Genomic DNA, 21,939 nt, shown 5'->3' on the forward strand with positions numbered 1-21,939 from the left:
GTGCAGTGGCACGCCGGCTCGTCACTCAGTCACGCTCCACCGCAGCCAGTGCCGGCTGGTGATGACGACCCAGATTGAACATCTTGTACACCACGGACACTACCAGCAGCAGGCCGCTGCCGACAAACAGCGAGACACGGGTGTCCGGATTCACCAGCATGCCAAACAGCACGCACACCAGGAAGGCAATGGTCAGCCAGTTGGTGAAGGGGAACAGGATGGACTTGAAGGGATGTGCCGCCATCTTGTCGCTATGCGCCACACGGAAGCGGGCCTGACACAGCAGCACCACAAACCAGGGCACCATGCCCGGCAACACGCTGGCGCTGTAGACATAGACGAATACCCGCTCCGGATTCGGGATGATGTAGTTGAGCGCCGAACCCAGGCCGATGCAGGCGATGGTCACCCAGATGGCGTTGACTGGCACCCCGCCCTTGGACACCTTGGCCAGGAAGGACGGCAGCTGCTTGTTCTGCGCCAGGGTGTACAGCATGCGGCCACAGCTATAGATGCCGCTATTGCAGCCGGACAGCGCTGCGGTCAGCACCACGAAGTTGATGACACCCGCTGCGGCGGCAATGCCCACCTTGGCAAAGGTCAGCACGAAGGGGCTGCCGCTGCTGCCGATCTGGTTCCACGGGTAGATGGCCACGATGACGAAGATGGCACCCACATAGAAAATCAGGATGCGCCAGATGATGTTGTTGATGGCGCGCTTGAGCGTGACTTGCGGGTTCTTGGCCTCACCGGCGGTAATGCCCACCAGCTCCACCCCCTGGTACGCCGCCACCACCAGGCACAGTGCGAACAGGAAGCCCTGCCAGCCACCGGCAAAGAAACCACTATGCGCGGTGAGGTTGGCAAAACCGATGGCCGGCATGTCGGCACCGCCCACCAGAATCAGCTTCAGGCCCACCAGAATCATCACCACGATGGTGGAAATCTTGATCAGGCCGAACCAGAATTCAAATTCGCCATACAGGCGTACCGCCAGCAGATTGGATGCCGCCAGAATGCCGACAAAGGCAATGGCCGGCACCCATTGTGGCACCGTAGGGAACCAGTACTGCACATAAACCCCGGCGGCGGTGATTTCCGAAATACCCACCGCTATCCACATCAGCCAATAAGCCCAGGCGGTCAGATAACCCCAGTAAGGACTGAGATATTTATAGGCGTAATAGGCAAATGAGCCGGCTACCGGTTCGGTATGCAGCATCTCGCCCATGGTGCGCATGATGAAGAAGATAAATACGCCGGCAATGGCATAAGCCAGCAATACCGATGGCCCGGTCCATTTAAGCGTGCTGGCCGAACCCATGAACAGCCCGACACCGATGGTACCGCCCAGGGCGATCAGCTCGATGTGCCGTGCCTCAAGCCCGCGCTGCAGCTTTTTGTCACCTTGATTTTCTGACACGATGATTTTCCCGTTGGTTTCACATATTTATGCGTGACTATCAAAGCCGTGACATTATCCTGTCAAGCGACACGCTGATAATCTTTGATCTGACAACGGGTGCATGCTAAACAGTTCATCTATTCGGCGCAACGCAGGTTTTATGGATATTGGTACAGTAGATTTATTCATCCGAAAATCCGAACGACGACCGCTTCATTTATTCGGCCATCCGAATGAATATATTAAAACCGGAATAAAATAATCGCCGCATTCTGAATAATCGCCATCACTGCATATTCATTGCCGCAGATTCACCCAACAGCCATGCCTGCCGACCGCAGCCGGCCCACAGTGCCGCCGCCAGCGGAAGCCAGCAGCCCCGGCCTCCACGCGCAGTAGCCGCTGCCGCCCTTGCATTCTTGCCCATTCCTACAAAACCATGCTGCAAATAGCGGCATTGGCCGATCAACTCATGCCCAATTCAATACTTTCAATACTCATTTTCGTTACCCATAATGACTATTCAGTCGCCATATACGGCATAGCGGGGCATGGGCATGGAAAAACTGATCGCGGACTTGCTGGCAACCTCCCCCATCGGCATTGCGGTGCTGGATAGCCAGCTGCGCTATGTCCATATCAATCACCAGCTGGCCGACTCCAACGGACTGAGCCCTGAGGCCCATATCGGCCGCACCCCGCGCGACGTTTTGCCCGAGGCCGGCCCCGGCCTGGAAGCCATCATGCACCAGGTGATGGCCAGCGGCCTGGCCGAATGCAATTTTGAAGCCAGTGCCGAAATCCCTCCCGGTTCCGGCTGCATCACCTACTGGAATGCCAGCTACCACCCGCGCTTTGACAAGCAAGGCGAGCCTTGCGGCATCATTGCCATGGTGGAAGACATTTCGCTGAAAAAACGGGCAGAGCTGGCCATCCGCGTCAGTAACGAACGCATCCGCAAGGTACTGGATGCCCTGTTCACCTTTGTCGGGGTGCTCAGCAGCGAGGGGGTGCTGCTGGAAGCCAACCGCGCACCGCTGGAACAGGCCGGGCTGGAACTTGCCGACGTCCAGGGCAAGCTGTTCTGGGAATGTTACTGGTGGGACCACGATCCACTGGTGCAAAGCGAGCTGCAACAGGCCATTGCCCGTGCCGCCAGCGGTGAAACCGTGCGCTACGACGTGGTGGTGCGCATGAAGAACGACAGCCGCATGATCATCGATTTCATGCTGCGCCCCCTGCACGATGAAAATGGTGCCATCAGCAACCTGATCGCCTCCGGCATCGACATCACGGACCGCAAGCAAAACGAACTGGCCTTGCAAATCAGCGAAACCTATTTCCGGGAAGTGGTGGAGTCCACCCCGGACGGTCTGATGATGGTGGACCAGCACGGCATCATCCGCCTGATCAACACCCGCATGGAGCAGCTGTTCGGTTACAGCCGGCGCGAGCTGGTGGGCGAAAAACTGTCCAGCCTGTTGCCCGATGACTTCCGTGCCACCCACAACAGCTATGTCACACAGTTTTTCACCGCGCCATCGGCCCGCGGCATGGCCAATCGCAAACCGCTGTTTGCCCAGCGCCGCGATGGCTCGCAGTTTCCCTGTGAAATCGGCCTCAACCCCATGCAGGTGGGCGAGGAAGTGCTGACGCTGGCCTGCATTTCCGATGTATCCGAGCGCTACTATGCCAAGCTGGAACTGGAAAAGGCGCTGCAGGAAAAAACCGTGCTGCTAGGCGAGGTGCATCACCGGGTAAAGAACAATCTGCAGGTGATCTCCAGCCTGCTCAGCCTGCAATCACGCAATGCCACGGCCGAGGTCAACAAGGCCTTGCTGGACAGCCAGAACCATGTGCGTTCGATGGCGCTGATCCACCAGTTGCTGTACGAGCGCAATGACTTCTCGCGCATCCCGATGTCGGTGTATGTCGAACGGCTGATCCATCTGCTGCGCGATGTCAGCACCGGCTATGGCAACCATATCGCCTTCAGCTTTCAGCGCGAGGGAGAGGAAGCCTATCTGGAATTGCAAAACAGCATTCCCTTCGGGCTGATCCTCAACGAAATCGTGGTCAATGCCTGCAAGCATGCCTTCCGCCCCGGCCGTCCCGGCAAGGTGGCCATACAGATGCGCAGCGCTGCCAGCGTGGTGCTGCAGATACGCGACGATGGCCAGGGCTGCCCGCCCGGTGTGTCGCTGGGACATGCCAGCACGCTGGGGTTTCAGCTCCTGCCCATGCTGAGCGAGCAGCTCAAGGCGACACTGACCCTGGAAACCGCACCGGATCAAGGCTGCTGTTTCACCCTGACCATTCCAGACCTCATCCGGGAGTAAGCATGGCCCACCGCATCCAGATCGTAGAAGATGAGCGCATCGTGGCGCTGGATCTGAAAATCGCCTTGCAAAGCCTGGGCTTCGAGGTTGTCGCCAACTGCGCCTCCGGCGAGGAGGCCATCCGCAGCGCGGCCGAGCTGCGGCCCGACCTGATCCTGATGGACATCCACCTGGAGGGCGGCATGTCCGGCACCGCTGCCGCCCTGCACATCCGCCAGCAACTGGACATCCCCGTGGTCTACCTGACCGCCTTTGCCGAAGAGAACATCCTGCAGCAGGCGGAAAAAAGTGCGCCCTACGGCTATCTGCTCAAACCCTTCGAACTGCGCGAACTGAACGCCACCATCCGCATGGCGCTGGCCTGTCGCACCGCCGAACGCGAAGTGCACAAGCAGCAGAAGCTGCTGATGCTGGCGGTGGAAACCGCCCAGCTGGGCATCTGGGAATGGGACCAGCAGCAATCGCTGTTTACCGGCCAGGGCTATTTCGGCAAGATCACCGGCCTGGCCATGGAGCCGCGCCAGGAAGCCGCACCGCCGTTCCTGCGCCTGCTGGAACACGCCGACCAGAGCCGGCTGAACCAGTTGCTGAAGGACCGTGGCCGCGTCGACATGATCACCACCATCACCCCGGACGATGGCGAAGCGGTATGGGTGGAGATGTCGGTACAGGAGTACGAGCCGCAATGGCAGGAAAGCGCCAAGCAGATTGGCGTACTGCGCGACATCAGCGAACGCATCAAGTCCGAACAGCTGCTGCAGCAAGCCGGCGCGGTATTCCAGTCCACGGCAGAAGGAATCGTGGTGATCGATGCCGAGCGGCTGGTGAAATCGGCCAATCCGGCCTTTTTGCGCATGACCGGTTTTTCCCTGCTGGAAATCCTCGGTCAGGACATCGACGAACTGCTGCATGTCAAAAAGCACACGCCGGACTTTTACCACAGCATCAGCCAGATGAAAGAGGTGGGGTGGCATGGCGAAGTAATGTGCCAGCGCAAGAACGGCGAGCAGTTCCCGGCCTGGGAACACATCTGCCTGGTGTCTTACGACAATGAATTTCCCTCGCACTACATCATTGGCTGCACCGATGTCAGCTCTATCAAGAAAGCCGAAATCGAACTCAACCGCATGGCTTTTCATGATGCGCTGACCGAGCTGGGCAATCGCTACCTGCTGAACGAGCAGCTGGCCATCGAACTGCAGCGCGCGGAAATGAATGGCAGCCGCATGGGCCTGCTGTTCATCGACCTGGACGGCTTCAAGCTGATCAACGACGGCCTGGGACACGCCACCGGCGACCAGTTGCTGAAAGTGGTGGCCCAGCGCATTCGTGAAACCGTGCGCCGTTCCGACATCCCGGTGCGTTTTGGCGGCGACGAATTTTTCATCATCTGCCCGCACAGCAGCGAGGAAGACTGCACGGCGATTGCCGGGCGCCTGCTGGAAAAGCTGGAACAGCCGATGCAAGCCCGCGATGAAACCATCGTGGTGACCTGCAGCATCGGCATTGCCATGTACCCGCAGCATGGCCGCACCGCGGAAAAACTGCTCAGCGCCGCCGACAGCGCCATGTACGAGGCAAAGGAATCCGGCAAGCGGCGCTATTGCACCTTTGATGAATCCATGGCGGAAAAAGTGCACGAACGGCTGCGGCTGGAACAGCGGCTGCGCCAGGCGGTCAAGGAACAGCACTTTACCCTGCACTACCAGCCGCTGATCCGGGTGGAGGATAGCGTGCTGATCGGCTTCGAAGCCCTGCTGCGCTGGCAGGATGGCGGGCAGGACATCCCTCCGGCGATTTTCATCCCGGTGGCCGAGGAATGCGGGCTGATCCAGGAGATCGGCAGCTGGGTGCTGCAACAGGCCTGTATCGAGGCCCAGCGCTGGAACACCACCTTCCATTACCCGCTCAAGGTCGCGGTCAATGTATCGGTCATGCAATTTGTCGAGGCCGATTTTCGCCAGCGCGTGGCGGCGGAGCTGGAACACTCCGGCCTGCCACCCCATCTGCTGGAACTGGAAATCACCGAAAGCGTGCTGCAATCACTGGAGGACAGCAAACGCATCCTGAAAGAACTGAAAGCCGTGGGCGTGTCCGTGGCCATTGACGATTTCGGCACCGGCTACTCGTCCATGGCCGTGCTGAAAGACCTGGCAGTGGACCGGCTGAAAATCGACCGCTCCTTTATCTGCAATACACCGGCACTGATGCAGGACTCCGCCGTGTGCAAGGCCATCATCATGCTGGCCAAAAGCCTGATGCTGGGCATCACCGCCGAAGGGGTGGAAGAGATGGAACAAGTGGCTTTTCTGCGGGAAAACGGCTGCGATACCTTTCAGGGCTACTTCTACTCCCGGCCGCTGGATGCCGCCGCACTGGAACACTATCTGCAGCAGTATTTTTCCACCCAGAACAGCAGCCCCACCCCAAGCAAGACCAGGGCCGCAACCGGCAAGCCGCGCAAAGCCATCCGCTAGGCTGCGTGGCCAATCAGCCGTGAAGGGAAAGCCGCGCGGCTCAGGCCATCAGCTTGCGGTCGCCAAACCAGTCGGCCAGCATCTGGCGGATGGCGGTGGCGTTGTACTTGGGCGCGCGGCTGTCGGCCCAGCTGGCATGGTCGAGGTGAAAGTTGTAGCGCTGGAATTCCGGCGGCTGGTTAAGGGCATTGCTGCGGGTGTAGATGGTGACCCACGGGTCGCCTTCGCGCCAGGCGATGGCCACCGGCACCCCTTCCACCTCGCCCGACCACAACTGGTCGGTCTCGCAGAAATGCACATCATCCAGCAACACCATATTGACCACCGCCGGCAGCGCGCCGCGCTCGGCATAGACCTTGCGCAGATGACGACACAGCCTTTCCTTGCTGCCGACGGCGGCATGGGAACCGCGCAGCAGGAAATAGCTGCAGGTACAGGTCAGCGTGACAGGATCCACGCGGTAGCACTTGCCGGGGGTGATGCTGCTATGCAGGATGACCGCGGGGATATCCAGCGGCGGAAAGGTCAGCCGGTCGCGGATATAGGGCCAGGGACGGCGGGTCCAGGAGTCGTCCCGCGTCTTGCGGATGGCCGCCACCTTGCCCAGCACGCTATCCCCTGCGGGCTGACCCTGTCCGGCCATGGCTTCCGGATCGTGCTGGCGCAGCGCGCCACCCAGCACGCCGGCCAGCGCGGCGACAGTACATCCCACCAGGATCAGTGTCAGCATGGCCAGCCACATGGCATTCCCCCGGATTGGGCTGACGGTTGCAGCCCTTGTTTGTTATCTTTGGCCAGACACCGCCCAGGCAGGCTGGCACACTATCCTCGTTGTAGTGCACTTCACTGGACTTTTCGACCTGCCAGCACCAGTCCATCAGCATGAGACGCAAAAAAACCGGCCAGGGCCGGTTTTTGCGGGTACGCGCCACATGGGCCGTCTGACTGTCTAGCGTGACTTTACAAACGGCACGCCAATGGCCTTGGGCGCCACGGCGCGACCGACAAAGCCAGCCAGCAGCAGCACGGTCAGCACATAGGGAATCACCTGGATGGCCTGCGAGGGAATCTGGCCGACCACGGGCAGGTCCACCCCTTCCAGCCGGATTTGCAGCGCATCGGCAAAAGCAAACAACAGGCAGCCCAGCACGGCGGGCAGCGGCCGCCATTTGCCGAAAATCAGCGCAGCCAGCGCCAGAAAGCCCTTGCCGGCGGTCATTTCCTTGATAAAGCTGCCGGTCTGGTATACCGACAGGAAAGTCCCGGCCATCCCGCACAGCACACCGCCCCAGAACAGCGCGATATAGCGTACCCGCGCCACCGACACGCCAGCGGTATCGGCGGCATGCGGGTTTTCACCCACCGCACGCAGGCGCAGGCCAAAGCGGCTGCGATACACCACCCAGCTCACCACGGGGATGATCAGGATGGTGAGATAGACCAGAATGCTGTGCCCGGACAAGAGCTTGCTATAGACATGGCCGACCAGCGGCACATTCGACAGCGCATCGGCAAACGGCAGGCTGATGTCGTGAAAGCGCGAGTCATCATCCAGCTGCGGGGTATTGCCGCCCTGCTGGAACCAGGCCAGCCCCAGCACCGGCGTGATGCCGGAGGCAATGGTGTTGATGGCCATGCCGGAGATCAGCTGGTTGCCGTTATAGGTGACCGAGACAAAGGCATGCACCATGGCCAGGCTGACCGAGGCCATGATGCCGGCCAGCAGGCCCAGCCAGGGCGAATGCGTGACAAAGGCGGCGGCAGCGGCAGCAAAAGCCGCCACCAGCATCTTGCCTTCCAGGCCGATGTCCACCACGCCGGAGCGCTCGGAGAACATGCCGGCCAGCGCCGCCAGCACCAGCGGCGTGGCGACGCGGATGGTCGAATCCAGCAAGCTGAACAGCTGTTCCATTATTTGTCCTCCTTGCGCTTGAACAGGCCGGCGATAAACGGCTCGAACAGGTTTTCGAGCGCACCGCAAAACAGGATGATCAGGCCCTGGATGAAGATGATCATTTCACGGGTGATCACCGGCTTTTCAAACGACAGCTCCAGCCCGCCCTGGGTCAGGCCGCCAAACAGCAGGGCCGACAGGATGATGCCCACCGGGTGGTTGCGCCCCATCAGCGCCACGGCAATGCCGACAAAGCCCACGCCATTGGTAAAGGACACATTCATGCGGTGGGTGGAACCCAGCAGCTCGTTGATGGCGGCAAAGCCGGACAGCGCACCAGACACACACATCGCCAGGATGATGGTCTTGCTGACATTGATGCCGGCATAGCGCGCCGCGCTTTCGTTCACCCCCACGGTGCGCAGCTGGAAGCCCCAGCGGCTATGCCACACCAGCAGGTAAAACAGGCCGCAGGCCAGCAAGGCCATGACAAAAGTCAGGTTCAGCGGCGTGCTGGGCAGGCTGATGCCCATGCCGGCAGCCACCTGGTGGATGGCCGGAATCCATGAAGCCTGGCCAAACTCGCGGGTGGTGGGGTTTTGCGAGCCGGCTTCGATCAGGTGGTGACCGATCAGGTACAACATCAGCGAATAGGCGATGAAGTTGAACATGATGGTGGTGACCACGATATGGCTGCCGCGTTTGGCCTGCAGCCAGCCCGGAACAAAGGCCCAGGCCGCGCCAAAACCCATGGCGGCCAGGATGCACAGCGGCACCAGCACCATGGGCGGCAGGGTGTGGTCAAACGCCAGCACCACCAGCGTCACCCCCAGGCCGGCCAGATAAGCCTGCCCTTCCCCGCCGATATTGAATAGTCCGGCATGAAATGCCGTGGCCACGGCCAGCCCGGTAAAGATGAAGCCGGTGGTGTAGAACAGGGTGTAGCCTATGCCTTCGCCACTACCAAAGGCGCCGCTCACCAAGAGCTGCAGGCATTCCCACGGATCTTCGCCAATCAGCCAGGTCACCAGGCCGGTGACCAGCAAGGCCGCCAGCAGATTGAGTACCGGCAGCACAGTCAGCTGTGCCCAGCGCGGCAAGGTGGACGGTTGTCCGAATTTCACTGTTTATGCCCCCCCATCAACAAGCCTAGCGATACGGTGTCGGCTTCCCTGGCCGCCACTTCGCCACTGATCTGCCCGCCCGCCATCACCAGGATGCGGTCGGACAAGGCCAGAATTTCTTCCAGTTCCACCGACACCAGCAGGATGGCCTTGCCGGCATCGCGCAGCTCCACCAGCCGTTTGTGGATGAACTCGATGGCACCGATATCCACGCCACGGGTCGGCTGGCCGATCAGCAGCAAGTCCGGATTGGCATGAATCTCGCGTGCCAGCACCACTTTTTGCTGATTGCCACCCGACAGCAGCCCGACGCGCAGCTGGGCATTGTCCGGCCGGATATCAAACTGGCGGATAAAGTCGCGGGTGCGTGCCAGCAGCGCCTGGCGAGAATACAAGCCGCCCTTGCTGACGCTCTTGTCGTCGTGATAACCGAGAATGGCGTTCTCGAACATGGGGAATGACTTCACCAGCCCCTCGCGCGAACGGTCTTCCGGCACATGGGCGATGCCCTTCCTGCGGTACAGCGCCGCCCGCGGCTGCGTGGATTTTTCCTGCAGCAGATCCGTCCCCTGGTAACGGATTTCACCGGAAGTCGGCTCCAGCATGCCGGCCAGCACTTCCAGCAGCTCGGACTGACCATTGCCGGATACCCCGGCAATGCCGACGATCTCGCCGGCGCGCACCTGGAAGTTCAAGTCGTCCAGCAGCTTGACGCCACGCGCATCGGTCAGGCACAGCTGGCGCACGTCCAGCACCGCGGCACCGGGGGCGCGCTCGGCCTTGTCCACTTTCAGCGTGACCTTGCGCCCCACCATCAGGTCGGCCAGTTTTTCCTTGTCGACATCGGCAGTGCGCACATTGCCCACCACGGTGCCGGCACGCATCACGCTGACCGCGTCGGTGATGTCCATCACCTCGCGCAGCTTGTGGGTGATCAGGATCACCGTCTTGCCCTGCTCGCGCAGCGCACGCAGGATGCAGAACAGGTGATCGGCCTCCTGCGGCGTCAGCACGGCGGTCGGTTCGTCCAGAATCAGCACATCGGCACCGCGATACAGCGCCTTGAGAATCTCCACCCGCTGCTGCAGGCCCACGCCCAGCTCGCCGACGATGGCGTCCGGGTCAACCTCCAGCGAATAGTCGCGATTCAGTGCCTGCAGGTGTTCGCGCGCCTTGGCCAGGCCCTGCTTGAGCAGCAGGCCACCCTCGGCCCCCAGCACGATGTTTTCCAGCACGGTGAAATTGTCCACCAGCATGAAATGCTGATGCACCATGCCGATGCCCAGCCGGATGGCTTCCTGGCTGTTGCGGATGCGCACGGTCTTGCCATCCACCGCGATGCTGCCGCTGTCGGCCTGGTAATAGCCGTACAGAATGCTCATCAGGGTGGATTTGCCCGCACCATTCTCGCCGATGATGCCGTGTATGGAGCCCTTGGCGATGTTCATTGAGACATCGCGATTGGCCTGCACTGCGCCGAAACGCTTGCAGATGCCGTTCAGCTCGATGGCGAAATCAGTCATGCCCGTATGTTCCCGATTTCCATGAATCCGGTTGTCGGCCCCGCAAGAACCAAACAGGCACGATAGCCTGAGCCATCGTGCCTGCAGTCCTCCCGGGCCGCAGCCGGGAAAAGATGATCTAGAGAGTTATTTCACCGGGCAGCTGTTGTTGGCGCGGTAGTCCACCACGCTGAGCTTGCCACTGATGATGTCCTTCTTGGCTGCGCCGATTTTCTTTTCCATGTCGGCGGAGATCAGCTTGCGGTTGTTGCTGTCCAGCGCCCAGTCCACGCCGCCTTCCTTCAGGCCCATGACCTTGACTTCCGGCTTCCAGCTGCCATCCTTGGCCGACTTGAAGGTGTCGTACACCGCATTGTCCACGCGCTTCACCATGGAGGTCAGCACAAAGCCCGGATAGAGGTGGTTCTGGTTGCTGTCGACGCCGATGGACAGCTTGTTGGCAGTCTTGGCAGCCTGCAGCACACCCAGGCCGGTGCCGCCGGCGGCAGCGAATACCACGTCCACGCCACGGTCAAACTGGCTCTTGGCCAGCTCGGTGCCGCGTGCCGGGTCATTGAAGGCCTGCGGGGTGGTACCGGTCATGTTCTGGATGACCTCAGCCTTCTTGTTGGCGTATTTGACACCCTGCACATAGCCACAGCCAAAGGCGCGGATCAGCGGCACATCCATGCCACCGATATACCCTACCTTGCCGGACTTGGAGGCCATGGCAGCCGCCATGCCCACCAGGAAGGAGCCTTCCTGTTCCTTGAACACGATGCTCTGCACATTCGGACCCTTGGCCACGGAGTCAATAATGGTGAATTTCACCTTGGGGAATTCCTTGGCCACGGTTTCCACCGCCTGGGTAAAGGAGAAGCCGACGGAAACGATCAGGTCAGCATCCTTGCGCGCCAGATTGCGCAGCAGCTGTTCCTTTTGGGCTTCGGAGGCAATGGTGCCTTCACGATAGCTGATCTTGAATTCCTTCTTGAAACGCTCTGCGCCGTTGAACGCCGCTTCGTTGAAGCTCTTGTCAAACTTGCCGGCCTGATCGTAGATCACGGCCGGGGTGAAGTCCTTGGCAAAGGTGGCGCCGGCCAGCATGGACAGGGCGACGGCAAGGCTTGCTCGTTTCAGTTGGATGGTCATATCAGGAACTCTTGGTTTTGTTGGTCAACATGCACGAGCGGACGCTAGCCTGTTCATGCACCATCGGGAAGCCCCACCTTCCGCATTGGCTATTTTGCACCCATCACCTGCTGATGGCTAAACCGATGTCAGCTAACAAGGCAGTATTTCAATTTGATGGGCGCGGCGAATTGTAATGACCGGGAAATTGACTGTAAACAATTTCCTCTCCACTTTGAAATACCTTGTCGCAAAGCTGCTAACCCGGCAACAGCTTTCGCAATGATCCGGCACCAGAAAAGCACAGCACGCAGCAAATTTATGCCTTTTTGCATGACCGGATCACAAAATATGACGTTTTCCTGCCCAGGGCGCAAGAAGTCGCCGTCAAGGAAAAAAGCAGGCCGGCAGCCCCGTCCGGCTGTCGTAATTCGGCCACGGCCGCGCCTTGCACATATCCAAGCCGCCGGCAAAGTCCTACAATCGCCGCCTTCGCCTCATCCACATCGCCATGCTACCCATTCTCTACCGCGACCCGCAGCTGATCGCCATCCACAAGCCATCCAACCTGCTGGTGCACCGCTCCGAGCTGGACCGCCACGAAACCCGCTTTGCCATCCAGCTGCTGCGCGACCAGATCGGCCAGCGCGTCTACCCGGTACACCGGCTGGACAAGGGGACATCGGGCGTACTGCTGTTTGCCCTGGACAAGGACAGTGCGCGCGAAATGAGCTGGCAGTTTGAACGCCAGCAGGTCAGCAAGCGCTATCTGGCGGTGGTGCGCGGCCATCCGGCCGAAGCCGGCCATATCGACCACCCGCTCAGCCGCCGCGTGGACGACCTCGCCTGGCTGGGGGAAAAGGTGCAGCCCGGTCCGCAGGAAGCGCAAACCGACTACCGCCGCCTGGCCACGGTGGAGCTGCCCATCGCGGTGGACCGCTACCCCAGCAGCCGCTACGCGCTGCTGGAACTGTCGCCACTCACCGGCCGCCGCCACCAGCTGCGTCGCCACATGAAACACATCGCCCACCCCATCATCGGCGATGCCACCCACGGCAAGGGCGTGCACAACCGCATGTTTGCCCAGCACTTTGGCAGCCAGCGCATGTTGCTGGCCTGCATGGAAATGCAGATCACCCATCCGCTGACCGGCGCCGCCATCCAGTTGACCTGCCCGCTGGCGGAAGACTTTGCCAGCGTGGTGCGTGCGCTGGGCTGGGAAAGCGCCCTGCCTGCCAACTGGCTGCCCGCCGTCTGATGCGAACCCAAATCCGCTACAATGCCGCCATTGTCTTAGAAAGCTGATGCATGCTGAGTTATCGCCACGCCTTTCACGCCGGCAACCACGCCGACGTGCTCAAGCACCTGATTGAAATTGCCGTACTGGACTACCTGGGCCAGAAAGACAAACCCTACTGGTATATCGACACCCATGCCGGTGCCGGTGGCTATGCCCTGCAGGAAGGCTACGCCGCCAAGAATGCCGAATACCTGAGCGGCATTGCCCGGCTGTGGGACCGTAGCGACCTGCCGCCCGCCGTAGCGGCTTATGTGGATGTGGTGCGCGAAATGAACCCGGATGGCGAGCTGCGTTTCTACCCCGGCTCGCCCTGGTGCGCGGCCGCGGTGATGCCGCAAAGCGACAAGCTGCGCCTGTTTGAGCTACACCCTACTGATTTCCAGCTGCTGGAGCAGAACTTCGGCGGCCAGCCGCGCCGTACCCAGCTGCAACAGGCCAACGGCTTTGAAGGCATCAAGGCCATTCTGCCGCCGCCACCGCGCCGCGGCCTGGTGCTGATCGACCCGCCCTACGAAGACAAGCGCGACTACCAGCATGTGGTGACCGCACTGAAAGAAGGCTTGAAGCGCTTCGCCACCGGCGTCTATGCGGTGTGGTACCCCTGCCTGCAGCGCGCCGAGATGAAAGAGCTGCCCAAGGAGCTGAAAAAGCTGCCGGCCAAGAGCTGGCTGCGCGCCGAGCTGCATGTACAAGCACCGTCGGCCGACGGCTTTGGCATGTACGGCAGCGGCATGTTCCTGCTCAACCCGCCATGGACCTTGCCGGAAACCCTGAAACAAGTGCTGCCCTATCTGGTGGAGCAACTGGGCCAGGATGCCAAGGCCGGTTTCATTCTGGAAACCGGCGGCGATCTGTAAGCCCGCCCCGCTCCAGCCAGGCCATCCCGTGCGATGGCCTTTTTGCTGTCTGGCATCGCCAAAAAAACGGCTGGCCTGCCAGATGACAGCCAGCCCAAGCATGAGACTGATGAGAAGCGCGGGGAAAAACTGCAAAAACCGCCCGGTCTAGCGCACTACTGTTTGCACTTCCCAGGCATTGTTCTTGACTACGGACAGGGTGACTGGTGCCTTCAGCAGATTGCCATTGGGGGCAAAAGCAAAGTCGGCCGTCACGCCGCTGTAGCGGATAGCCGCCAGCTTGGGCAGGTATTTCGCGGGTTCCACCGAGCCGGCCTGCTTCATGGCCTCGGCCACCAGCATCACGCCGTCGTAAAACTGCGGCCCCAGCAGCACCACATCCTGATGGAAGCGCTCCTTGTAGCGACGTTCAAACTCCTTGCCAGCCGGGCGGGCCGCCAGGATGCCGCCAGCCACGGCCGAGTAATGCCCGGCGGCATCCGCACCAGCCAGCTGAATAAAGGTGGGCGTGTTCATCATGTCGCCGCCCATCAGCTTGGCCTTCAGCCCCAGCCGCTTGAGCTGCTTGGCCATCGGCGCGGCCTGGGCATCGGCCCCGCCATAGAAGATGACTTCCGGATTGACCGCCTTCACCGCGGTGAGGATGGAAGTGAAATCCGTCGCCTTGTCCGAGGTGAATTCACGCCGCAGCACCTTGCCGCCATTGGCGGTCACCGCCTTGACGAATTCGTCGGCAATGCCCTGGCCATAGGCGGTGCGGTCGTCAATCGCCACGATGCGCGTGGCCTTGAGCGATTTCACCGCAAACTGGCCGAGCGAGCCGCCAATCTGGCTGTCGCTGCCCACCAGGCGGAAGGTGGTTTTGTAGCCTTGCTGGGTGTAAGCCGGGTTGGTGGACACCGACAGCTGCGGAATGCCCGCCTCCGAATAAATGCGCGAGGCGGGAATGGACACCCCGGAATTGAAGTGGCCAATCACCGCCTTCACCCCGGCATCCACCAGCCTTTGCGCCGCCTGGGTGCCAACGCGCGGGTCGGCCTGGTCGTCTTCGGACACCAGCTCGAACTTGATCTTTTGCCCGCCCACCATCAGGCCCTTGGCATTGATGTCGTCAATCGCCATTTTGGTGGCGTTTTCATTGTCCTTGCCATAGTGGGCCTGCGGGCCGGACAGCGGCGAGGAAAAGCCGATTTTCACCACGGTGTCGGCATGGGCGGCGGCCATGGCAAACGGCATCATCATGCCGCCCAGCGCCACCACCCAGTTCATTTCTGCAAACAGTTTCTTCTGTGCCATGTCATTTCTCCTTTGATGCTGCATTTATTCAAGAGAAACCCGCTGGTTTCCCCTGCTACTGCTCCCCCGTCATGACCGGTCTGCGCCGGCGCCTGACAGGATCAAAACCGTTGCAAGCGGTAGGGCTGCATATCCAGTGCCGGTGCGCGGCCCTGTAACAAATCACCCAGCAAGGCCGCCGTGGTGGCGGCCAGGGTGAGGCCCAGATGGCCGTGGCCGGTGGCAAACCACAGGCCGGGCTGCTGCGGTGCCGGGCCGATGATGGGCAAGGTATCCGGCAGCGAGGGGCGGTTGCCCATCCACACCGTCATGTCCGCGGTGGAAAAATCGCCGACGATGCGCCGCGCCTTGTCCAGCAGGATGTGGGCGCGCCGCCAGTCCGGCGCGGCATCGCGGTGTGCCAGCTCCACCGTGCCGGCCAGCCGCAGGCCACCACCCGCCATCGGCAAAATGACAAAGCTCTCGCTGGCACACTGGATGAAGTGATGCAGCCTCACCCCGGCCTGGGGCAGGTTGACGTGATAGCCACGTTCGCTTTCCAGCGGCACGCGGTAACGGTGCTGACGGGTAAAACGGTCGCTCCACACGCCGCAGGCAATCACCGTGGCGGCTGCCGACAGGCGGCCATGGCTGGCTGTCGCCACCCCGCTCACCCGCCCGTTCCCCTCGACAGTAGCCAGCACCTCATCCTGCACAAACCGTCCACCGGCACGAATGAAGGCATCAAACAGGCCGCGGCTGAAGGTGTAGGGGTCGTCCACATGCGACCAGTCCGGCACCCGCACCGCGTATTGCCACTCTTCGGCCAACAACGGTTCTTGTTCCTGTAACTGGGTGCGTGACAAGGCCTGCCACTGCACGCCGTGGCGGCGTTTCTCCTCCCAGGCAGGCAGGGCCGCATCGAATTCCTGTTGATTACGGTAGAGGGTGAGATTGCCGTGGCGCCGCCACATGGCCCCCAGCCCGGCCTGGGCAATCAGCGCGGCGTAGTCGCTGTTCACCCGGCCCAGCAAGGCGGACAGTTCAGCCGTAAGTGATGCCACCCGGCTGGGGCGGCTGGCAGCCAGAAAACGCAGCAGCCATGGCAGCAGGCTGGGCAGATAGCGCCAGCGCAGGGCCAGCGGCCCCAGCGGGTCCAGCATCCAGCCCGGCACCTTGCGCAGCACGCCGGGCTCGGCCAGCGGAATCACATCGCTGATGGCAAAGGCACCGGCATTGCCATAGCTGGTTTCCATGGCCGGTTCGCCACGGTCCAGCAGAGTGACGGCCAAGCCAGCCAGCCGCAAATGCAGGGCAATGGCGATGCCCACCACCCCAGCCCCCACCACAATGACTTCATCTCCCGCAACAAGGGTGTCGGCCATGGCTCAGCCCTCCCGCACGCCATTGACCAGCCGGCGCAGCGCCAGTGGATTGCCATGCCGCAAGGCTGTCGGCAGTAGTGCATCCGGCAAGTCCTGATAGCACACCGGGCGCAGGAAACGCTGGATGGCAGCTGTCCCCACCGAAGTGGCACGCACATCCGAGGTGGCCGGGAACGGCCCGCCATGCACCATGGCGTCACATACTTCCACCCCGGTAGGCCAGCCATTGACCAGGATGCGGCCCGCCTTGCGCTCAAGCACCGGCAACAGGCTGCGTGCCAGCGCGATATCGTCGTCATCCAGTTGCAGCGTGGCGGTGAGCTGGCCTTCCAGCGCCTCGGCCAGTTGCAGGCGTTCTGCCTCATCACGGCATTGCACGATCAGCGCGGCCGCGCCGAACACCTCGGCCTGCAAGGCCGGATTGGCCAGGTATTCCGCCGCAGTCACCCGCAGCAGCTGTGCCTGGCACTGGTTGGGCCCGGTGGGCAATACGCCGCTGGCTACCGGGCTGGCGTGGCGGGACAGGCTGTCCACCCCGTCCTGATACGCTGCCCAGATGCCCGGTGTAAGCATGGTTTGCGCCGCACTGTGTTGCAGCAGCTCGGCAGCAGTGGCGACAAACTGTTCCAGTGCCAGCCCTTGTACCGCCACCACCAGACCGGGATTGGTACAAAACTGCCCTGCCCCCTGCGTCAGCGAGCCGACAAAACCCTGGGCCAGCGACGCCGCCCTTGCCTGCAAGGCGGCGGGCAGCAGGAACACCGGGTTGGTGGAGCTCATTTCCGCATACACCGGAATCGGCTCCGCACGCTGCTGTGCGGTCTGACACAGGGCCAGCCCGCCAGCACGCGAGCCGGTAAAGCCCACCGCCTTGATGCGCGCATCATTCACCAGTGCCTGCCCTACTTCGCGGCCACTGCCAAACAGCAGGGCGAATATCCCGGCGGGCAGGCCGCACTGTTGCAGCGCGCGCACAATGGCCTGGCCCACCAGTTCGCTGCTGCCAGGATGGGCGCTGTGCGCCTTGACGATGACCGGGCAACCGGCCGCCAGTGCCGAGGCGGTATCGCCCCCGGCCACCGAAAACGCCAGCGGAAAGTTGCTGGCCCCGAATACGGCCACCGGCCCCAGCGGGATCTGGCGCTGGCGCAAATCAGCACGCGGCAGCGGCTGGCGGGCAGGCTGGGCCTGATCTACCCGCACATCCAGCCATTCACCAGCCAGTACGGTACGGGCAAACATGCGCAGCTGGCCGCAAGTGCGGGCCCGCTCGCCCTGCAAACGGGCCTGCGGCAAACCGGTTTCCAGCATGGCGCGTTCAATCAGCGCATCGCCCAGCGCTTCGATTTCCCCGGCAATGGTTTCCAGCAACTGCGCCCGCAGTGCCGGCGTGGTTTCGCGGTAGGCATCAAACGCGGCCCAGGCCAGTGCACCTGCCTGTTCGACGTGTGCCTGATCGCCCCCGGCATAGCCTGGTTGCAAGGGTTGGCCGGTAGCCGGGTTGATGGCGTGCAGCGCTTCACGCGTGCCGCTGACGGATTGCCCGCCAATCAGCATCTGGCCTGTCAGATTCATAGGATTTCCTGCTTGAAGTGAAAGCCCGGCCACGCAGCAGCGTGGCACGGCTGCCCTGTTGTTGGCTCAGGCTACGTTCAGCCCGGCCGACCAGTTGCGGTACCAGTTGCGGAACAGCGTGTACTGGGTTTCGGCATAACGGCGCTGGGCTTCGGTCAGGGCATCGGTTTCGTTGAAGTGCAGGCTGTATTCGGTATCCCCGTTCAGCACCATCAGGTACTTGTAATACAGCACCAGGTCGCAGCCTTCATCGAAGGAGGACAGCACCGCCAGCGCGGATTCCAGCTCGCGGGCCTGCCGACGCGCCACGGCGTCGCCCTTGGCCGCCGCCTTGCTCAGCGCAACCAGATGCAGCACCTCGCGCGGCAGTGCATTGCCAATGCCGGTAATGGCGCCGGTGGCATTGCAGTTGACGAAGCCATGCACCACCTGGGTGTCCACCCCCACCATCAGCGTGACCTGATCATCTTGCGAGGTGATGTGCTCGGCGGCGTAGCGCATGTCGGCAGCACCGCCGAATTCCTTGAAGCCAATCAGGTTGGGATAGCTGCGACGCAGTTCGAAGAACAGGTCGGCACGGGTGGCAAAGCCGTAGTAAGGGCTGTTGTAGATGACGGCGGGCAAATCGGGTGCGGCAGCCAGAATGGCGGAAAAGTGGGCTTTCTGCGCAGTCGGCGATGCACCACGCGACAGCACGCGCGGAATCACCATCAGGCCATGGGCGCCAACGCGGGCGGCATGGGCGGCATGGGACACCGCCTCGCGGGTATTCACCGCGCCGGTGCCGACAATGGTGGGCACGCCGGCAGCCACCAGCCGGGCCACGCCTTCCTGACGCTCGGCTTCGGTCAGGAGCGGCCAGTCGCCCATGGAGCCGCAATACACCACGGCGCTCATGCCGGCGGCAATCAGCTCGCGCCCCTTTGCTACCAGCGCGTCAAAGTCCGGCTTGCGCTCGGCGCTACACGGGGTCATCAGGGCCGGAATGCAGCCGGTGAAAATGTTGTCGCTCATTGTTTTGCTCCTTGCAGCTTGTATGTGTGTATGGGGTGTTGTCTGTACAGTGCGGGGTTCAGATGCCCCAGGCGAAAGGGTCTTGCGGGTCGATCAGCAGGGTGCTGCTGGCGGTGACATAAGCGCGGCCGGTAATGAAGGGCCGGATGACATCGCCCTCACGCTGGTAGTGGCCGATGAACTGGCTGCCGGTAATGCCGGCCTGCACCCAGTGCGCGCCTTCGGCCAGCTTGCCATCGGCAGCCAGGCAGGCCAGCTTGGCGCTGGTGCCGGTGCCGCAGGGCGAGCGGTCATAAGCCTTGCCGGGGCACATGACAAAGTTACGGCTGTCAGCGCTGGCATCGTCGGCAAACAGCTCGACATGGTCGATCAGCGCGCCATCGGCCCCGGTGATGCCCTGTGCCTCCAGCGCTTGCAACATGGCCCAGGTGAAGGTGGTCAGTGCCTCGACATTGGCTATTTCCAGCGTCATGCCGTGTTCGGATACCAGGAAGAACCAGTTGCCGCCCCAGGCAATATCGCCGTGGAACACACCGTAGCCGGGTACATTCACCGCCACCTGCTGGCGGTAGCGGTAAGCCGGCACATTACCCAGCGTCACCGCGCCATCCTCATGCAGGGTGGCGCTGACCTGACCCACCGGGGTGTCGATCTTGTGCACGCCCGGTGCAATCAGGCCCTGGTAATGCAGCGAGGCAATCAGGCCGATGGTGCCGTGGCCGCACATGCCCAGATAACCGGTGTTGTTGAAGAAGATCACCCCGCAGCTGGCGTCCGGCGACAGCGGCGGGCAATACAGCGCGCCCACCAGTACCTCGCTGCCACGCGGTTCCAGCAGGCAGGCACGCCGCCACTGATCGTGCTGCTGGCGCAATACTTCGCGCCGCTCAGCCATGCTGCCGCAGCCCAGATCGGGAAAACCGCGCATTACCAGCCGGGTGGGTTCGCCGCCGGTGTGGGAGTCGATGATGTGTATCTCTTGCATAAGCCTGTCCATTCAGTAAGAACTAGCAGGACGGTCGGCAGGCATGCCCCATGAAAAAACCAAGGCAGCAATAGCATGCAGAGCATTGATTCCATTGCCTGTTCACGCCGGATCCGTCTTCGTCAGCACCTGCATAGAATGGCGTTATTGCGGCGGTTAATCTTGATGCTTATCATCAGCGACAATGACGAAATCGGCACAATTGCTGTTTTTGCAGCACAATGGGCCAGACAGGACTGTGCCGCCATGTCCGACAACCGGCCGGACCAGCGCACACAATACCGAGGGGAACAATCATGACCGGCGATCTGGTGGACAGCATGGCCAAGTGGCAGCAAACAACGCGTCCGGCCAGCCTGGACAGCCTGCTGGATGCACTGGGACCGCTGCTGCCGGTGCTGGACCTGATCCCCAATGCCGCCATCTTCATCAAGGATGCGCAGGCGCGTTATCTGCTGGCCAACCAGACGCTGGTGGAGCGCTGCGGCCTGAAAAGCCGGCAACCGCTGCTGGGCAAGACCAGTGCCGAGGTGTTTCCGGCCCAGTTGGGGCCGGTGTATACCGCGCAGGACATGAAAGTGCTGGAAGGCGGGCTGGTACTGGAAAGCCAGCTGGAACTGCATCTGTTCAAGAACCGCGAGCCGGGCTGGTGTCTGACTTACAAATGGCCGCTGTACAGCCAGGCCAATGCAATCATCGGGCTGATCGGCATTTCGCTGGACCTGCAATCTGCCAGCAAGACCCACCCGGCCTACAAGCGGCTGGTGGCGGTGGACGAGTTCATCCGCCAGCACTTCAACCGCCCGCTGAGCATGGCAGAACTCACCGCCATTGCCGGCGTATCCGCAGCCCAGCTGGAGCGCTATTGCAAGAAGGTGTTCCACCTGACCCCGCGCCAGATGATTCACAAGGCCAGGCTGGAACATGCACACCGCCTGCTGCATAGCGACATGGCCATCACCGATGTCGCCCTGCACTGCGGCTATACCGACCACAGCGCCTTCAGCCGCCAGTTCAAGGCGCTGACCGGCCTGACCCCGCGCCAGTATCGCCAGGCCACCGGACAGGACTGAATCATGTGCAAGGCCCCCGCCGGAGGCGGGGGCCTTGTTGCTGCGCGCTCAAGCAGCTGCCGACTCAGTCAAGCCGCTCGGGTAGCGGCAAGTTCACCCACTCCTTGTAGAAGGTGTCGATGTCCGGCTCGAAGTCGTGTATCACCGGATACCACGGCGTCGGCGCTTCCACATCATGCATGGTGCCGCAGCTTGGACAATAGTACTCGCGGTAGACCTGCCACCTGGTATCCGGCGCCATCAGCGCCGGGTACACCTCGGTCATGGCGGCTTCGGTATCGCGCACATAGATGGCGGCATGCAGCTTCCAGTTGTCCTTGTAGCCGCAGAATGCGTGACCGCAATCGCACTGGATCAGCCACTTTTTATCCCTGGCCGATTGCACGATGTACAAATGCGGCCCCAGCGGCAGGACGATGCGGTCGGGGAAGCCGACTTTGGCCTGCAGCGCCGCCAGGTATTGTGCAAAACGGCTATTGTCCTTAGGCATGGACAGCATGCGGAAGGTGGTTTCCCAGTCCAGCGTGCCTTCTACCAGGTGGGCTACCTGTTCGTTCGTGTAAGACATTGCTTGCTCCTTGATTCGGCTATTTGCGCGGACGG

At 61.7% G+C, this 21,939-nt stretch carries 18 protein-coding genes; 6 read left to right on the plus strand and 12 right to left on the minus strand.

The genetic code is table 11. From position 1 onward, the window contains the following. Window positions 1-25 precede the first annotated feature (25 nt). On the minus strand, window positions 26-1,423 hold the full coding sequence (locus DFR38_RS17255) for an amino acid permease (protein WP_059285561.1): 1,398 nt from the start codon (window positions 1,421-1,423) through the stop codon (window positions 26-28). Between the two features lie 539 nt (window positions 1,424-1,962). Between DFR38_RS17255 and DFR38_RS17260 the strand changes: the two genes are divergently transcribed. Further along, window positions 1,963-3,744 carry a PAS domain S-box protein gene (locus DFR38_RS17260; protein ID WP_158527754.1) on the plus strand — a complete coding sequence of 594 codons (1,782 nt, stop codon included), beginning with the start codon at window positions 1,963-1,965 and terminating at the stop codon, window positions 3,742-3,744. 2 nt (window positions 3,745-3,746) lie between these two features. Further along, window positions 3,747-6,221 (plus strand): two-component system response regulator, encoded by a 2,475-nt coding sequence (locus DFR38_RS17265; RefSeq protein ID WP_110313680.1) that lies wholly within the window; start codon window positions 3,747-3,749, stop codon window positions 6,219-6,221. 40 nt (window positions 6,222-6,261) lie between these two features. Here the strand turns inward: DFR38_RS17265 and DFR38_RS17270 are convergent, their stop codons facing one another. The 5 genes from DFR38_RS17270 to DFR38_RS17290 all read right to left on the minus strand — a co-directional run bounded on the left by DFR38_RS17270 (window position 6,262) and on the right by DFR38_RS17290 (window position 11,893). Then, window positions 6,262-6,951: a hypothetical protein gene (locus DFR38_RS17270; protein WP_146216006.1), complete on the minus strand. Its 690-nt coding sequence runs from the start codon at window positions 6,949-6,951 to the stop codon at window positions 6,262-6,264. Between the two features lie 219 nt (window positions 6,952-7,170). Then, on the minus strand, window positions 7,171-8,133 hold the full coding sequence (locus DFR38_RS17275) for an ABC transporter permease (protein ID WP_110313681.1): 963 nt from the start codon (window positions 8,131-8,133) through the stop codon (window positions 7,171-7,173). After that, a complete protein-coding gene (locus DFR38_RS17280; RefSeq protein WP_082693366.1) occupies window positions 8,133-9,239 on the minus strand; it encodes an ABC transporter permease in 1,107 nt (368 codons plus the stop codon). The genes DFR38_RS17275 and DFR38_RS17280 overlap by 1 nt, the downstream gene beginning before the upstream one ends. Beyond that, complete coding sequence (locus DFR38_RS17285; protein WP_110313682.1) at window positions 9,236-10,762, minus strand: ABC transporter ATP-binding protein; 1,527 nt, start codon at window positions 10,760-10,762, stop codon at window positions 9,236-9,238. The genes DFR38_RS17280 and DFR38_RS17285 overlap by 4 nt, the downstream gene beginning before the upstream one ends. 126 nt (window positions 10,763-10,888) lie before the next feature. Next, window positions 10,889-11,893: a BMP family lipoprotein gene (locus DFR38_RS17290; RefSeq protein WP_059285556.1), complete on the minus strand. Its 1,005-nt coding sequence runs from the start codon at window positions 11,891-11,893 to the stop codon at window positions 10,889-10,891. A gap of 490 nt (window positions 11,894-12,383) precedes the next feature. Between DFR38_RS17290 and DFR38_RS17295 the strand changes: the two genes are divergently transcribed. Then, on the plus strand, window positions 12,384-13,130 hold the full coding sequence (locus tag DFR38_RS17295; protein WP_059285555.1) for a tRNA pseudouridine(65) synthase TruC: 747 nt from the start codon (window positions 12,384-12,386) through the stop codon (window positions 13,128-13,130). Between the two features lie 50 nt (window positions 13,131-13,180). After that, a complete protein-coding gene (locus tag DFR38_RS17300) occupies window positions 13,181-14,029 on the plus strand; it encodes a 23S rRNA (adenine(2030)-N(6))-methyltransferase RlmJ (RefSeq protein WP_059285554.1) in 849 nt (282 codons plus the stop codon). A 147-nt stretch (window positions 14,030-14,176) separates the two neighbouring features. On the opposite strand, the gene DFR38_RS17305 is transcribed toward DFR38_RS17300, so the two are convergent. The 5 genes from DFR38_RS17305 to DFR38_RS17325 form a co-directional block, all read right to left on the minus strand. Then, window positions 14,177-15,325, minus strand: coding sequence for a branched-chain amino acid ABC transporter substrate-binding protein (locus DFR38_RS17305; protein ID WP_059285553.1), 1,149 nt, complete (start codon window positions 15,323-15,325; stop codon window positions 14,177-14,179). 101 nt (window positions 15,326-15,426) lie between these two features. Further along, the gene (locus DFR38_RS17310) at window positions 15,427-16,689 is read right to left on the minus strand and encodes an NAD(P)/FAD-dependent oxidoreductase (RefSeq protein ID WP_110313683.1); all 1,263 of its coding nucleotides are present in this window, start codon (window positions 16,687-16,689) and stop codon (window positions 15,427-15,429) included. A gap of 3 nt (window positions 16,690-16,692) precedes the next feature. Further along, on the minus strand, window positions 16,693-18,264 hold the full coding sequence (locus DFR38_RS17315; RefSeq protein WP_110313684.1) for an aldehyde dehydrogenase (NADP(+)): 1,572 nt from the start codon (window positions 18,262-18,264) through the stop codon (window positions 16,693-16,695). A gap of 66 nt (window positions 18,265-18,330) precedes the next feature. Then, window positions 18,331-19,278, minus strand: coding sequence for a dihydrodipicolinate synthase family protein (locus DFR38_RS17320; RefSeq protein WP_059285154.1), 948 nt, complete (start codon window positions 19,276-19,278; stop codon window positions 18,331-18,333). Window positions 19,279-19,336: 58 nt separating this feature from the next. Then, window positions 19,337-20,263: a 4-hydroxyproline epimerase gene (locus DFR38_RS17325; RefSeq protein WP_059285155.1), complete on the minus strand. Its 927-nt coding sequence runs from the start codon at window positions 20,261-20,263 to the stop codon at window positions 19,337-19,339. 75 nt (window positions 20,264-20,338) lie between these two features. Between DFR38_RS17325 and DFR38_RS17330 the strand changes: the two genes are divergently transcribed. Further along, the gene (locus DFR38_RS17330) at window positions 20,339-20,563 is read left to right on the plus strand and encodes a hypothetical protein (protein ID WP_110313685.1); all 225 of its coding nucleotides are present in this window, start codon (window positions 20,339-20,341) and stop codon (window positions 20,561-20,563) included. After that, the gene (locus DFR38_RS17335; RefSeq protein WP_059285156.1) at window positions 20,560-21,336 is read left to right on the plus strand and encodes an AraC family transcriptional regulator; all 777 of its coding nucleotides are present in this window, start codon (window positions 20,560-20,562) and stop codon (window positions 21,334-21,336) included. Before DFR38_RS17330 ends, DFR38_RS17335 begins: the two co-directional genes overlap by 4 nt. 64 nt (window positions 21,337-21,400) lie before the next feature. Here the strand turns inward: DFR38_RS17335 and DFR38_RS17340 are convergent, their stop codons facing one another. Beyond that, window positions 21,401-21,904: an acetone carboxylase subunit gamma gene (locus DFR38_RS17340; protein WP_059285157.1), complete on the minus strand. Its 504-nt coding sequence runs from the start codon at window positions 21,902-21,904 to the stop codon at window positions 21,401-21,403. Window positions 21,905-21,939 lie beyond the last annotated feature (35 nt).

It is taken from the genome of Aquitalea magnusonii, from assembly GCF_003202035.1.
GTDB classification, from domain to species: domain Bacteria; phylum Pseudomonadota; class Gammaproteobacteria; order Burkholderiales; family Chromobacteriaceae; genus Aquitalea; species Aquitalea magnusonii.